This window comes from Roseivivax jejudonensis, assembly GCF_900172265.1.
Taxonomy (GTDB): domain Bacteria; phylum Pseudomonadota; class Alphaproteobacteria; order Rhodobacterales; family Rhodobacteraceae; genus Roseivivax; species Roseivivax jejudonensis.
Genome location: NZ_FWFK01000001.1, coordinates 532,715 through 545,226, shown reverse-complemented (window position 1 = coordinate 545,226; position 12,512 = coordinate 532,715). Strand labels below are relative to the sequence as shown.

Sequence of the window (12,512 nt, the reverse complement as noted above, 5' to 3'; positions counted from 1 at the left end):
CGGCGCGCCCGCCCCTTCATCTTGCCATGAAACCCCGGGGGTGTGGGGGCAGAGCCCCCACGATACCCTGTCAGGCCGCCGCGCGGCGGACGGATCAGGCGGACCTGCGGGCGTGCGTCCCGCGGGTCAGCGACAGGAACACGTCCTCCAGATCCGCCTGCTCGGTGCGGACGTCGGCGATGCGGATGCCGGCCTCCCGCACCGCGTCGAGCACGCGCTCGGCGCGCATCTCGTTGGCGTGGTAGGTGACCGCGATCGTGCCGTCCGGCCGCGTCTCGACCTCGAGCCCGGGACCGTGGGGCAGGGCGGCAGGATGCTCCTCGGGTTCGATCACCATCGTGCGCGCGTCGATCTGCCCCAGCAGGTTGGCGGTGCGGTCGCGGGCGACCAGCGCACCGTCGTTGATGATCGCGATCTCGCCGCACATCTCCTCGGCCTCCTCGAGGTAGTGCGTGGTCAGGATCACGGTCATACCGCGCTCCTCGTTCAGCCGCCGCACGTTCTCCCACAGCATCTGGCGCAGCTCGATGTCGACGCCCGCGGTCGGCTCGTCGAGGACGAGGATATGAGGATGATGCACCAGCGCCTTGGCCAGGAGCAGCCGCCGCCGCATCCCGCCCGAGAGCGTCCGCGCATAGGCCTCCGCCTTGTCCTCGAGCCCGACCATCCGCAGGATCTCGTCCGAGCGGCGCTGCGCCTTCGGCACGCCGTAAAGACCGGCCTGCACCTCGAGCGCGCCGCGCGGCGTGAAGAACGGATCGAGGTTGAGTTCCTGGGGCATCACGCCGATCGCCGCGCGCGACTGGCGCGGGTTCACGTCCTGGTCCCAGCCCCAGATCTCCACCGCGCCGGCCGACTTCACCACGAGCCCGGCGAGGATGTTGATGAGCGTCGACTTGCCGGCGCCGTTCGGCCCCAGAAGCCCGAAGACCGAGCCGCGCGGCACGGTCAGGTCGATCCCCCGGAGCGCCTCCTTCGCGGGTTGGCCGTTGCTTCCGCCATAGGTCTTGGTCAGCCCGTCGATCCGGATCGCGTCGTCGCCCATGCCGCAGTCTTGCCCCTCGGGATACCCTCGTTCATAAGCGCAGCTAGTGCCCGAAACGCGAAAGGGGAAGCCCGATGTCCGCAGACGCCCCGGAAACCAGGATCGTCGACAGCTACCGCGTGGCCTGCGACGGCGGCGAGGGCGCGCTCGGCCATCCGCGGGTCTGGCTGCAGATCCCGCAGGATCGCGGCTGGGTCGAGTGTGGCTATTGCGACGCGCGATTCATTCATCGCGACTTCGAGGGAAAAGTGTGATCGACGACGCTTTGTGACGGCGCCGCGGGCGGTTATGTTGGACCCATGACCGAGACGCGACCGATCCCGCAATCGACCCCTCGCGCCTATTCCCGTGCAGAAGAGGCGAGCGACGTCGTCGTGCACCTCGCCGGCCTGATCCTGGCACTGGGCGCGGTGCCGGTGCTGATCACGCTGACGGCGGTCTGGCGCGGCGATGCGGCCGGCATCGCCGGCGTGTCGGTCTACGGCGCGACGCTCATCCTGATGCTGCTCTGCTCGCTGCTCTACAACCATGTCGGCCGGCCGCGCTGGACGGGACTTCTGCGCCGGCTCGACCACTCGGCGATCCATTTCAAGATCGCCGGAACCTACACGCCCTTCGCGCTCCTGTCGGGCGCCGGCAGCGGCCTGCTCACCGTGCTGTGGACCGCGGCGGCCGGCGCCACCGCGATGACGTTCCTGCTGCGGGACCGCAACGCGGTGCTCGGCATCGCGATCTGTCTCGCGATGGGCTGGGCGGTGCTGCTCGGCGGTCACGACCTCCTCGCGGTCCTGCCGTGGTCGGTCATCGCGCTGATGGTGGCGGGCGGGGTGATCTACTCCGCCGGGACGCTGTTCCTGATGGCCGAGCGGATGCGCTTTCACAACACGATCTGGCACGGCTTCGTCGTCGCGGCGTCGATCGTGTTCTTCGTCGCGATCTTCCTCGTCGCCGCGCTGCCGCCCGTTCCGGTGTCCTGAGCCCGCCGCCTTCCGCTGGCAGCGCCCGGCGGATCGTGGCAGAACGCGATGACCGCTGGGCCAGAGGGACGTCACCGACATGAGCGAATTCGGCAAGGGCTGCCACCTGCATCTCATCGACGGCTCGGCCTTCATCTTCCGCGCCTTCCACGCGCTGCCGCCGCTCACCCGCAAGTCCGACGGTCTGCCCGTGGGCGCGGTGCAGGGCTTCTGCGACATGCTGCGCCGCTATGTCGGCCGCGATCACGGCGAATTCGCGCCCACCCATATCGCGGTCATCTTCGACAAGGGCAGCCACACCTTCCGCAACGACCTCTACGCCGAGTACAAGGCCAACCGCGACGAGATGCCCGAGGACCTGCGCCCGCAGATCCCGCTCACCCGCCGCGCCACCGAGGCCTTCAACATCGCCTGCAAGGAGGTCGAGGGCTACGAGGCCGACGACATCATCGCTACGCTCGCGCGGCAGGCGCGCGAGGCCGGCGGCCGGGTCACCATCGTGTCGTCGGACAAGGACCTGATGCAACTCGTCGGCGACGGGGTCGAGATGTTCGACGCCATGAAGAACCGCCGCATCGACCGCGACGGGGTAATGGAGAAGTTCGGCGTCACCCCCGACAAGGTCGTGGACGTGCAGGCGCTCGCCGGCGATTCGACCGACAACGTGCCCGGCGCGCCGGGCATCGGGATCAAGACTGCCGCGCTGCTCCTGAACGAGTACGACACGCTCGAGGCGCTGCTCGACCGCGCGGAGGAGATCAAGCAGAAGAAGCGCCGCGAGACGCTGATCGAGTACCGTGCGCAGATCGAGCTGTCGAAATCGCTCGTGAAGCTCGACGAGAACACGCCGCTCGACTTCACCCTTGCGGATCTCGAACTGCGCGACCCCGATCCCGAAACGCTGCTCGGCTTTCTCGCCGAGATGGAGTTCCGCACCCTGTCCAAGCGCATCGCCGAGACGCTCGGAACCGACGCGCCGACGATCCCCGAACAGGCGCCCGACACAGCCGACACCATCGACGACGCGCCGGTCGAACAGCCGCCGTTCGACCCGGACAGCTATGTCTGCATCCGCGATCTCGAGACCCTCGGCACCTGGATCGGCAAAGCCCGCGAGCGCGGCTGGGTCGCCATCGACACAGAGACGACGGGCCTCAACGAGATGACCGCCGAGCTCGTCGGTGTCTCGCTGTGCATAGAGGCGGGCCAGGCCGCCTACCTGCCGCTGGCGCACCGGGCCGAGGGCGACGGCGATCTTTTCGGCCCGGGCGACATCCTGCCCAACCAGGTCGATCGCGAGGCGGCGCTGTCGCTGCTCAGGGACCTCTTGGAGGATCCGGCGGTCATGAAGATCGGCCAGAACATGAAATACGACGCCAAGATCCTCGCCCGGACCGGCATCGCCATCGCGCCGATCGACGACACGATGCTGATGTCCTACGCGATGAACGGGGGCGAGCACGGCCATGGCATGGACGTGCTGTCCGAGCGGTATCTCGGCCACCAGCCGATCCCGATCAAGGAGGTGATCGGCTCCGGCAAGAGCCAGAAGACCTTCGACCGGGTGCCGATCGCCGACGCGACCCGCTACGCCGCGGAGGATGCCGACATCACCCTGCGCCTGTGGCAGCTCTTCAAGCCGCAGCTGCACCGCGTCCGGGTCACCCGTGTCTACGAGACGATGGAGCGGCCGATGGTGCCGGTCCTCGCCGCGATGGAGATGCACGGCGTGAAGGTCGATCGCGATACGCTCAGCCGCATGTCCGCGGCCTTCAGCCAGAAGATGGCGGGCCTCGAGGCCGAGATCCACGCGCTCGCCGGCGAGACCTTCAACGTCGGCTCGCCCAAGCAGCTGGGCGAGATCCTGTTCGACAAGATGGGGCTCGAGGGCGGCAAGAAGGGCAAGACCGGCGCCTACGCGACCGGTGCCGACATCCTCGAGGATCTCGCGACAGAGCACGAACTGCCCGCGCGCGTGCTCGACTGGCGCCAGATCTCCAAGCTGAAATCGACCTATACCGACGCGCTGCAGGAGCACATCAACCCCGCCACCGGCCGCGTTCACACGTCCTACTCGATCGCCGGCGCCTCGACGGGTCGGCTCGCCTCGACCGATCCGAACCTGCAGAACATCCCCGTGCGCACCGAGGAGGGCCGCCGCATCCGCGAGGCCTTCGTGCCCGAGAACGGCCGGGTCCTGGTCAGCCTCGACTACTCGCAGATCGAGCTGCGGATCCTCGCCCACGTCGCCGGGATCGACGCGCTGAAACAGGCCTTCCGTGACGGCCAGGACATCCATGCCATGACCGCGTCCGAGATGTTCAACGTGCCCATGGACGAGATGACGCCCGAAGTCCGCCGGCAGGCCAAGGCGATCAATTTCGGGGTGATCTACGGCATCTCCGGCTTCGGCCTCGCGCGGAACCTGCGGATCCCGCGGGCGGACGCACAGGGCTTCATCGACCGCTACTTCGAACGGTTTCCGGGCATCAAGGCCTACATGGACGACACGGTCGCCTTCGCCAAGGCGCACAACCGCGTCGAGACGCTGTTCGGTCGCGTGATCCACACGCCCGAGATCAACGCCAAGGGGCCGCGCGCGGGCTTCGCCCGGCGCGCCGCGATCAACGCGCCGATCCAGGGCACGGCGGCGGACATCATCCGGCGCGCGATGGTCCGCATGCCCGGCGCGATCGCTCCGCTCGGCACCCGCGCGGCAATGCTCCTGCAGGTCCACGACGAGCTCCTGTTCGAGGTCGAGGCCGACGCTGCCGACGACCTGGTCGCGCGCGCCACCGAGGTGATGGAGGGCGCCGCCGACCCGGTGGTCGCCCTCGACGTGCCGCTGGTGGTCGAGGCGGGACAGGGACCCAACTGGGCCGCCGCGCATTGAGCCCGCGGGCGCGATGACCGGGGCAGCGGCCGGCGCGCCCCGCGCCCGGACCCGCGCGCGTCGAGCGACGCGACTGGCCGGCCGCCCCCCCCAATGCCGATCGCGGACCGGTCTGGCCGGTGGCGTGCAAGCGCCCGTCGCGTGACCGCGCTGCCGACGCGGTCGTGTCGGAGCTTCTCTGCCGGGGCTGGATCGATTCGGTGATGCGCACCGTCGATGCCGCGCGGACCTCGATCCTCGTCGCGTCGCGCCGGCCGGATGCGGTCCCCGGGCGCGGCGGCACTCCCGCGCACCGGGGCGAACGGCCCGGGCACCTCTTCGGCGATGTCGAGCGGCCCGAGGTCCCCGCCGCTCTCGCCGCCGCGCGCGGCCCGGCGCGGCACGCTCGAATGGATCAAGACCGCCCGGACCGCGCCCGGCGCTTCGCCGATGCGGGGAACGTCGGCCGCCGCCCGGCGCCGGTCTGCCGCGGAACCACGCCGCCCCGCGAATGGTCACCGCCGGCGCGCGTCGCTTCCCTGTTCATCTTGCCGGAAAACTCCGGGGGTCCGGGGGCAGCGCCCCCGGCCTCTCCGCCCGTGCCGAAGCGAGCGGCGCGGCGCGCGACAGGCCCGCCCGCGCAGTCAGATCAGCCCGCGCGCACGGAACAGCTCGGGAAGCGCGGTTTCGGGTCGCGGGCCCATGTGCGAGATCACTTCGCCCGCGGCGGCGTGGCCCATGCGGCCCGCGGTCTCCATGTCGGCGCCTGTGACGAGACCGTAGAGGAACCCGGCGGCGAACTGGTCGCCGGCCCCGGTCGCGTCGACCGGAACGATCTTGTCCACCGCCACGTCGGTGCGCGTGCCCTCGCGCAGGATCGTCACGCCGTCGCCCGACCGCGTGCAGACGACGAGCGGACAGATCGCCGCCACCGCGGCGAGGTCGTCCTCGAGGCGGTCGTTCTGGTAGAGCGCGCGGATCTCGGCCTCGTTTCCGATCACGTAGTCGAGCTCGTTCTCGATCAGCGAAAGGAAGTCCTCGCGATGCCGCTCGACGCAGAACGGATCCGAGATCGCGATCCCGGCGCGGCCGCCGGCGGCGCGGCAGGCGCGTGCGGTGCGGATGAAGGCGTCCTTGCCCTTGTCCTTGTCGAATAGGTAACCCTCCAGGAACACGACCTCGGCGTTCGCGGCGACGTCCTCATCGACGTCGTCGGGGCCGAGCTCGGCGGAGATGCCGAGATAGGTGTTCATCGAGCGTTCGCCGTCCGGCGACACGAAGATCATGCAGCGCGAGGTCGGCAGCTCGCCGTCGCCGCGCGGCGGATTGACGAAGCGGGTGCCGATGTCCTCCATCGCGTCCGCGTAGAAGCGGCCGAGGGCGTCGTCGTTCACCCGGCCGGTGAAGGCGGTGCGCAGCCCGAGGTTGCCGAGGCCCGCCAGCGTGTTCGCGACCGATCCGCCCGGGGCCTGCACGCGATCCTCCATCGCGCCGTAGAGCGTTTCCGCGCGCGGGCGCTCGACCAGCTGCATGATCCCCTTTTCGATGCCCATGTGATCGAGAAAGCTGTCGTCGGCGCGGGTCAGCACGTCGACGATGGCGTTGCCGATCCCGGCAACCTGGAAGCGTTTCATGCGGTCTTGTCCTCGAAATTGCAGAGATCGGCGATCAGGCAGTCGGCGCAGCGCGGTTTGCGCGCAAGGCACACGTAGCGGCCGTGCAGGATCATCCAGTGATGCGCGTGCTGAAGGTAGTCGACCGGAATGTGGTCCTCGATGGCGCGCTCCACCGCGACGACGTCCCGGCCCGGCGCGATGCCGGTGCGGTTGCCGACGCGAAAGATGTGGGTGTCGACCGCCTGAGCCGGGTAGCGCCACCACATGTTGAGAACCACGTTCGCGGTCTTGCGTCCCACGCCAGGCAGCGATTGCAGCGCCGCGCGACTGTTCGGCACCACGCCGCCGTACTCCTCGACGAGGAGGCGCGAGAGCTTGATGACGTTCTTGGCCTTGTTGCGGTAGAGCCCGATCGTCCTGATGTGCTCGATCACGCCCTCTTCGCCGAGGTCGAGCATCTTTTCCGGCGTGTCGGCCACCGCGAAGAGCCCGCGCGTGGCCTTGTTCACGCCGGCATCGGTGGCCTGCGCCGACAGCGCCACGGCGACAACGAGCGTGAAGGCGTTGACGTGTTCGAGCTCGCCCTTCGGCTCGGGCTCGACCGCGTGGAAACGGTCGAAGATCGCGCGGATCGTGTGATAATCGAGCTGCCGGGTCATCCGCACCGTCTATGCCGCGCTGCGCCGTCGCTGACAACGCCGATTGCGCGTCAGGGCCCGATCGCATGGGGCTGCGGGTGCGGCACCGGTACCGGAACTCGCCCGGGCGGTGACCCGTTTCCGACATAACCGCACCTGACCGGAGGACATGCCATGACCGACACGTCCCGCCACGATAGTGACGACACCACCGGAACCGCCGCGTCGCTCGCCGATCACGCGGCCGCCGGGCCGGACTGGAAATGGACTTTCGCGCTCGGGATCATCCTGATCCTCGGCGGAGTGATCGCCTTCCTCAACCCGTTCGTCGCCTCGCTCACCGCGACAGCCATCGCCGGCGGGGCCTTCGTCGCGGCCGGCATCGTGCAGGCGGTGATGGGCCTGCGTGGTCTCGACGGCACCGGCTCGAAGATCGGTGCGGTGCTCTTCGGCGCGGTTCTCGCGCTTTTCGGCCTGTCGCTCTGGATCAACCCGATCGCCGGGATCCTGTCGCTGACGATCCTGATCGGCGCGTTCTTCGTCGCGATGGGGGCGATGCGCGTGTGGATCGCGTTCCGGCTGCGGCCGCGGGACGGATGGGGCTGGATGGCCGGCGCCGGGGTCGTCAGCGTGCTGCTCGGCCTTCTGGTGCTGTTCGCGGTGCCGGCGGGCGCAATCGGCCTTCTCGGCATCTTCCTCGGCGTCGAACTGATCTCGTCCGGTGCTGGCGCCGTCGCGCTGGCGCTCGCCGTGCGTCGGCGGCAGTGATCAGCGGTGGGTCCAGAGGCGCCACGCCGACCAGAGCGCGGTCGCGCCGAAGAACACGCCGGCGATGCCGATGACCTCGACCAGCGCGGCGGAGTTCGCGACGCCGCGCACCGCGACGACCGCCGCGACCAGCGCAAGCCCACCGAGGCTGAACGCGAGGCGAAACACGAGTTCGCCGCGGCTCGGCCCGTCCGGCATCAGAACGTGACGTCGACGCCGGGCAGGCGCAGCGCCTTGATCATGTCCCGCAATTCCTGCCGCGCGGCGACGTTCGAGATGTTGAGCTGCTTCACGCCCACGTCCCGCAGGTCGAGCAGGGTCAGCCCGCGGGGGAAGAGTTCGCGGAACACCACGCGCTCCGAGAAGCCGGGCCCGACGCGGAAGCCGATCCGCTTGGACAGCCGGTCGAGCGCCTTCTGCATCTTCATCTTGTTGACCATGTTCTGCGCGCCCAGCCGGTTGCGCAGCACGATCCAGTCGATCGGCTTCAGACCGGCCTGAGCGCGCAACTGGCGCGCGCTCCAGACCATTTCCGAGTAGACCGACGGGCCCTCGATCTTCTCGCCGTCCGGCGCGATATGCGCCAGCAGGTCGAAATCCACGAAGCTGTCGTTCAGAGGGGTGATCAGCGTGTCGGCGAGCGAATGCGCCACCTGGCTCAGACGCGTGTGCGAGCCGGGGCAGTCGATCAGGATGAAGTCGCAATCGGGCTCCAGCGTCGCCACCGCCGCGGACAGCCTGTGGTCGAGCGGGTTTTCGCCCTGCGCGACGCTCTCGGCCGGAATCTCGGGCAGGGTGGCCAGCTTCGGGCTCGCGAGGTCGAGCCCCTCGGCCGCGAGGTATTCGCGGCGGTTGTCGACGTAACGGCCGGTCGTGCGCTGCCGCAGGTCGAGATCGATCACGCCCGTCGCGTGGCCCATCCGCGCGAGAGCGGTGGCCACGTGCATCGACACCGTCGACTTGCCCGCGCCGCCCTTTTCGTTGCCGACCACGATGATGTGAGCCACGTTCGCACCCCCGACGCTGACGCAAGATCTGACGCTGTTACCCGGTCTGCCCTTCCATATCTTGTAGATGTCCGGCGGAAAAGCGCTGACGTGGCCGCCGCCGGCGGGCGTTGCCGCCCGGCCTCAGGTCTAGGGCACGGCGCGGCACGGTCCACAGCAGGACGCCCGAACGAAATGCGCCGCCCCGGGGTCGGGACGGCGCATCGCAATCAGCATCGCTCGGGGTCGGCTCAGAAGCCGAGGCCCTCGTACTTCTTCTTGAAGCGGGACACGCGGCCGCCGGTGTCCATCAGGCGCGACGATCCGCCGGTCCAGGCGGGGTGCACCGTGGGGTCGATGTCGAGCGTGATCGTGTCGCCCTCGCTGCCGAAGACCGAGCGGGTCTCGAACGAGGTGCCGTCGGTCATCTTGACGGTGACGGCGTGGTAGTCGGGATGGATGTTCTTTTTCATGTCGAGGATCCTTGCACCGGCTTCTTGCCGTCGCCCTTGAGCACCTTGTAATTGACGTCTTCGGCGATCCGGGCGGATTTGCCGCGGCGCGAGCGCAGGTAGTAGAGCTTCGCACGGCGAACCTTGCCGCGGCGGATCACGGTGATCGCCTCGATGTTCGTCGAGTAGAGCGGGAAGACGCGTTCCACGCCTTCGCCGAAGGAAATCTTGCGGACGGTGAACGAGCCCGCGATGCCCTGGCCGTTCTTGCGGCTGATGCAGACGCCCTCGAAGTTCTGCACCCGGGTGCGCGTGCCCTCGGTCACCTTGTAGCCGACGCGCACGGTGTCGCCGGCCTTGAAGTCGGGAATCTCCTTCCCGAGCGAGGCGATCTGTTCCGCCTCGAGTGTCGCGATCAGATCCATCTGACCATCTCCTGGTTTGCTCGCGGTTCGACCCGCGAAGGTGTCTCGCGATCCTCAGAGCTCTTGGTCTTCGTCCGGGTCCCCGGGGCACGCGTCTTGCGCCGTCCGAGCCCGCCAGAGGTCAGGTCGTCTTTCTTTCGTCAGCCTTTCGGCTTCGGCCCGCTGCCAGGCGGTGATGTTCGCATGATGGCCCGAGAGAAGCACCTCGGGGATCGCGCGACCGTTCCAGACGGCAGGCTTCGTAAACTGCGGGTGTTCCAGCAGGCCGTGAGAGAAGGACTCTTCCTCCACGGACGCCTGATTCCCGAGCACGCGCGGTATAAGTCGGACGCTGGCGTCGATCAAGGCTTGGGCCGCGATCTCCCCGCCGGTGAGGACGAAATCCCCCAGCGACACCTCCTCGATGCCGTAATGGTCGATCACGCGCTCGTCGAGGCCCTCGAACCGCCCGCAGATCAGGGTCACCCCCGGCCCTCCGGCCAGCGCGCGGGCGCGCGCCTGATCGAACGGTCGCCCGCGCGGCGAAAGGTAGAGGATCGGCGCGGGGGCGGTGATCCGCGCGCGTGCGTCGTCGATCGCGCGGCCCATGACGTCCGGTCGCAGCACCATTCCCGCCCCGCCGCCGGCCGGCGTGTCGTCGACGTTGAGGTGCCGGCCCTCGCCGAACTGGCGCAGCGGCACCGTTTCGAGTTGCCAAAGCCCCTCCTTCAGCGCGCGCCCGGTGAGGGACAGACCGAGCGTACCGGGAAACGCCTCGGGAAACAGCGTGATGACCTGCGCCTTCCACACGCCGGCAAGGTCCGCCGGCCGCAGAAGCTCGCGGGGCGTGACGGAGGCGGAAATGCTCTTGCGGCCGTGCGACCGGGGGCCAGTTTCGGACATGTGCGGGCGGATCCTGATGCGCGTGTCGCGTCGGTCTAGCCCGCCGTCGCGCGGCGTGCAAAGCCCGTCCGTACCGGCGCCGTCTCAGGCGGGGACGAGCACGTCGCGATCGTAGTAGTCCGCCGGATTCGGCGGCGCGGTCATGCGCGCGGCCGCAACGTCCCAGTGCGTGCGCTGGCGCGCCGCGGGGCCGGCATGGAGTACGAAGAGCCCGCTCGGCGCCTTAAGGCCCTCGCCGTGCCGGGCGAGCAGGCGAACGACCGTCTCGCCGGCGCCGACCACGGCGTCCGGCGGGTCGAGCCCGATCTCAGCGCGCGCGGTGCCGCCGCAACGCCATGCGTCCAGCACACGGCGCAGGGCCTCTGGCGAGTCGGTCAGGGTGCCTGCCCCGGCCTGCGCCGCGAGGCAGGCGGCGACGGTAGCCGGCGCAGCCTCTGGCCGGGCCGCGCACCACAGGGCGGCGTCGCGCTGGGCCGGGTCGTGCGGATCGTGGCGCAGCGCGACATGGTGCCAGAGGTCCGGATCACAGGCGTTCAGCTCGTGCAGCGCGGTTACGAGGTCAGGTGCCGTGTCGCCAGACGTCTGGCGCTGCCACATCTGCCGCGCGGCGCGAAATGCCGCATCCTGCCGCTCGAACCGGGCGCGCGTGTCTGCGATCTCGTTGATTCGGGCGCGCAGCGCCAGCGCCCGGTCGGGATTGGCGAAGGCCGCCGCCAGCCCGCCGGCCTCCTCAGCCGGCGCGGTCAGGAGCCGGTCGAGCGCGGTGAGGTCGAGGACCTGATCGTCGGTCAGCGTCTTCGTCGTCGGGCTCTCCCACGCGCGCATCACCCGGCCGAGCGCGGCGGCGATCGCCGCGTCGGGGCGCTGCGGCGCGACGTAGCCACGCAACGCCGTCCGGCGCAGATCGACTTGCGCGGAGAGCGTCTCCAGCCGTGCTGCCAGTGCCGCGCGGCGCGCCTCCGGCGCAGGCCTCCCGCGGGCGAGCGATCGTCGCGCGCTTGCGCGCAGCAGGCCGGACGCGGCCGGCGTCGCCGTCTCGGTGGTGCTGCGCCGGCGCAGCGGCAGGCCCACCGCGAGGCCGAGCCCGATCGCGGCCGACCCGGCAAGGGTCGCCGGCGTCATCCATGGCGACGCCTCCGCCGGCCCCGTGCTCGCGAGGTAGATCGCGAGTACGGCGGGCGAAACGAGCGCGGTCAGGCACCGCAGGATGCGTGTCGTCGTTCCGGTCACTACCAAGTCTCCCACATCGGCAGACTATCGCACATAGCGCGTGAGTCGGGCAGAAAAGCGCCGATCCGATCACCCTCTCGCGCGCAATGCCGGTTTATGCGTCGAAGAGCCCGAGGGGAGGATCGGCGATGATGCGCCCGGCGGTCAGGTCGACCGTCGGCACGGCTTCCCGCGTGAACGGCAAAAGCACGGTGGCCGAGCTTCCGGGCACCTGAACCTCGAGCAGGTCGGACGCGCCGTGGTTCTGCACCGCGCGCACCCGGCCGAGCCGCGCGCCGCCGGTGTCGAGCACGTCGAGCCCGATGAGGTCGGCATGATAGAACTCGTCGTCGGGCAGTTGCGGGAGCCTCTCGCGTGGCGCGAAGAGACGCGCGCCCTTCAGCGCGTCCGCGTCTTCCTTGGACCGCACGCCCGACAGCCGGGCGGCGAAGCCCTGCCCGATCGGGCGGACGATCTGGACGTCGAAGCTGCGGCCGCCGTCCTCGGAGGTCAGCGGCGCGTAGTCGGCGATGGCCTCGGGGTCGGCGGTGAAGCTCTTGAGCCGCACCTCGCCGTGCACGCCAAAGGCGCCGCCGATCGCTCCGACGCATATGCGCTTGTCGTCGTCCATGACCGACGGAT

The 12,512-nt window shown here is 69.7% G+C and carries 14 protein-coding genes; 4 read left to right on the top strand and 10 right to left on the bottom strand.

Features of this window, described 5'->3' with window-relative positions:
* Positions 1-94: 94 nt before the first annotated feature.
* The gene (locus ROJ8625_RS02730) at positions 95-1,045 is read right to left on the bottom strand and encodes an ABC transporter ATP-binding protein (protein ID WP_085790299.1); all 951 of its coding nucleotides are present in this window, start codon (positions 1,043-1,045) and stop codon (positions 95-97) included.
* 74 nt (positions 1,046-1,119) lie between these two features.
* Between ROJ8625_RS02730 and ROJ8625_RS02725 the strand changes: the two genes are divergently transcribed.
* The 3 genes from ROJ8625_RS02725 to polA all read left to right on the top strand — a co-directional run bounded on the left by ROJ8625_RS02725 (position 1,120) and on the right by polA (position 4,915).
* The gene (locus tag ROJ8625_RS02725) at positions 1,120-1,299 is read left to right on the top strand and encodes a zinc-finger domain-containing protein (protein ID WP_085790298.1); all 180 of its coding nucleotides are present in this window, start codon (positions 1,120-1,122) and stop codon (positions 1,297-1,299) included.
* Between the two features lie 45 nt (positions 1,300-1,344).
* Positions 1,345-2,022, top strand: coding sequence for a PAQR family membrane homeostasis protein TrhA (gene trhA, locus ROJ8625_RS02720; protein ID WP_085790297.1), 678 nt, complete (start codon positions 1,345-1,347; stop codon positions 2,020-2,022).
* 79 nt (positions 2,023-2,101) lie between these two features.
* A complete protein-coding gene (gene polA, locus ROJ8625_RS02715; RefSeq protein ID WP_085790296.1) occupies positions 2,102-4,915 on the top strand; it encodes a DNA polymerase I in 2,814 nt (937 codons plus the stop codon).
* Positions 4,916-5,538: 623 nt separating this feature from the next.
* Here polA and ROJ8625_RS02710 read toward each other — a convergent pair.
* On the bottom strand, positions 5,539-6,528 hold the full coding sequence (locus ROJ8625_RS02710) for an adenosine kinase (RefSeq protein ID WP_085790295.1): 990 nt from the start codon (positions 6,526-6,528) through the stop codon (positions 5,539-5,541).
* On the bottom strand, positions 6,525-7,169 hold the full coding sequence (nth, locus tag ROJ8625_RS02705; RefSeq protein WP_085790294.1) for an endonuclease III: 645 nt from the start codon (positions 7,167-7,169) through the stop codon (positions 6,525-6,527). The genes ROJ8625_RS02710 and nth overlap by 4 nt, the downstream gene beginning before the upstream one ends.
* A 153-nt stretch (positions 7,170-7,322) precedes the next feature.
* Here nth and ROJ8625_RS02700 point away from each other — a divergent pair, with 153 nt between their 5' ends.
* Complete coding sequence (locus tag ROJ8625_RS02700; RefSeq protein ID WP_085790293.1) at positions 7,323-7,916, top strand: HdeD family acid-resistance protein; 594 nt, start codon at positions 7,323-7,325, stop codon at positions 7,914-7,916.
* Here the strand turns inward: ROJ8625_RS02700 and ROJ8625_RS02695 are convergent, their stop codons facing one another.
* The 7 genes from ROJ8625_RS02695 to rimM all read right to left on the bottom strand — a co-directional run bounded on the left by ROJ8625_RS02695 (position 7,917) and on the right by rimM (position 12,501).
* Complete coding sequence (locus ROJ8625_RS02695; protein WP_085790292.1) at positions 7,917-8,114, bottom strand: hypothetical protein; 198 nt, start codon at positions 8,112-8,114, stop codon at positions 7,917-7,919. It lies immediately after the preceding gene.
* Positions 8,114-8,923, bottom strand: coding sequence for a division plane positioning ATPase MipZ (locus tag ROJ8625_RS02690; protein ID WP_085790291.1), 810 nt, complete (start codon positions 8,921-8,923; stop codon positions 8,114-8,116). Before ROJ8625_RS02690 ends, ROJ8625_RS02695 begins: the two co-directional genes overlap by 1 nt.
* A 230-nt stretch (positions 8,924-9,153) precedes the next feature.
* The gene (gene rpmE, locus ROJ8625_RS02685) at positions 9,154-9,375 is read right to left on the bottom strand and encodes a 50S ribosomal protein L31 (protein WP_085790290.1); all 222 of its coding nucleotides are present in this window, start codon (positions 9,373-9,375) and stop codon (positions 9,154-9,156) included.
* Positions 9,372-9,779: a 50S ribosomal protein L19 gene (gene rplS, locus ROJ8625_RS02680; RefSeq protein ID WP_085790289.1), complete on the bottom strand. Its 408-nt coding sequence runs from the start codon at positions 9,777-9,779 to the stop codon at positions 9,372-9,374. Before rplS ends, rpmE begins: the two co-directional genes overlap by 4 nt.
* Positions 9,780-9,833: 54 nt before the next feature.
* The gene (gene trmD / locus ROJ8625_RS02675) at positions 9,834-10,661 is read right to left on the bottom strand and encodes a tRNA (guanosine(37)-N1)-methyltransferase TrmD (protein ID WP_085790288.1); all 828 of its coding nucleotides are present in this window, start codon (positions 10,659-10,661) and stop codon (positions 9,834-9,836) included.
* Between the two features lie 84 nt (positions 10,662-10,745).
* The gene (locus ROJ8625_RS02670) at positions 10,746-11,891 is read right to left on the bottom strand and encodes a hypothetical protein (RefSeq protein WP_085790287.1); all 1,146 of its coding nucleotides are present in this window, start codon (positions 11,889-11,891) and stop codon (positions 10,746-10,748) included.
* Positions 11,892-11,985: 94 nt separating this feature from the next.
* The gene (rimM, locus tag ROJ8625_RS02665; RefSeq protein ID WP_085790286.1) at positions 11,986-12,501 is read right to left on the bottom strand and encodes a ribosome maturation factor RimM; all 516 of its coding nucleotides are present in this window, start codon (positions 12,499-12,501) and stop codon (positions 11,986-11,988) included.
* Between the last annotated feature and the right edge of the window lie 11 nt (positions 12,502-12,512).

Coding starts and splice junctions, on each gene's coding strand:
- ROJ8625_RS02730 (WP_085790299.1), bottom strand. CDS start 1,045: ATGGGCGACGACGCGATCCGGATCGACGGGCTGACCAAGACCTATGGC.
- ROJ8625_RS02725 (WP_085790298.1), top strand. CDS start 1,120: ATGTCCGCAGACGCCCCGGAAACCAGGATCGTCGACAGCTACCGCGTG.
- trhA (WP_085790297.1), top strand. CDS start 1,345: ATGACCGAGACGCGACCGATCCCGCAATCGACCCCTCGCGCCTATTCC.
- polA (WP_085790296.1), top strand. CDS start 2,102: ATGAGCGAATTCGGCAAGGGCTGCCACCTGCATCTCATCGACGGCTCG.
- ROJ8625_RS02710 (WP_085790295.1), bottom strand. CDS start 6,528: ATGAAACGCTTCCAGGTTGCCGGGATCGGCAACGCCATCGTCGACGTG.
- nth (WP_085790294.1), bottom strand. CDS start 7,169: ATGACCCGGCAGCTCGATTATCACACGATCCGCGCGATCTTCGACCGT.
- ROJ8625_RS02700 (WP_085790293.1), top strand. CDS start 7,323: ATGACCGACACGTCCCGCCACGATAGTGACGACACCACCGGAACCGCC.
- ROJ8625_RS02695 (WP_085790292.1), bottom strand. CDS start 8,114: ATGCCGGACGGGCCGAGCCGCGGCGAACTCGTGTTTCGCCTCGCGTTC.
- rpmE (WP_085790290.1), bottom strand. CDS start 9,375: ATGAAAAAGAACATCCATCCCGACTACCACGCCGTCACCGTCAAGATG.
- rplS (WP_085790289.1), bottom strand. CDS start 9,779: ATGGATCTGATCGCGACACTCGAGGCGGAACAGATCGCCTCGCTCGGG.
- trmD (WP_085790288.1), bottom strand. CDS start 10,661: ATGTCCGAAACTGGCCCCCGGTCGCACGGCCGCAAGAGCATTTCCGCC.
- rimM (WP_085790286.1), bottom strand. CDS start 12,501: ATGGACGACGACAAGCGCATATGCGTCGGAGCGATCGGCGGCGCCTTT.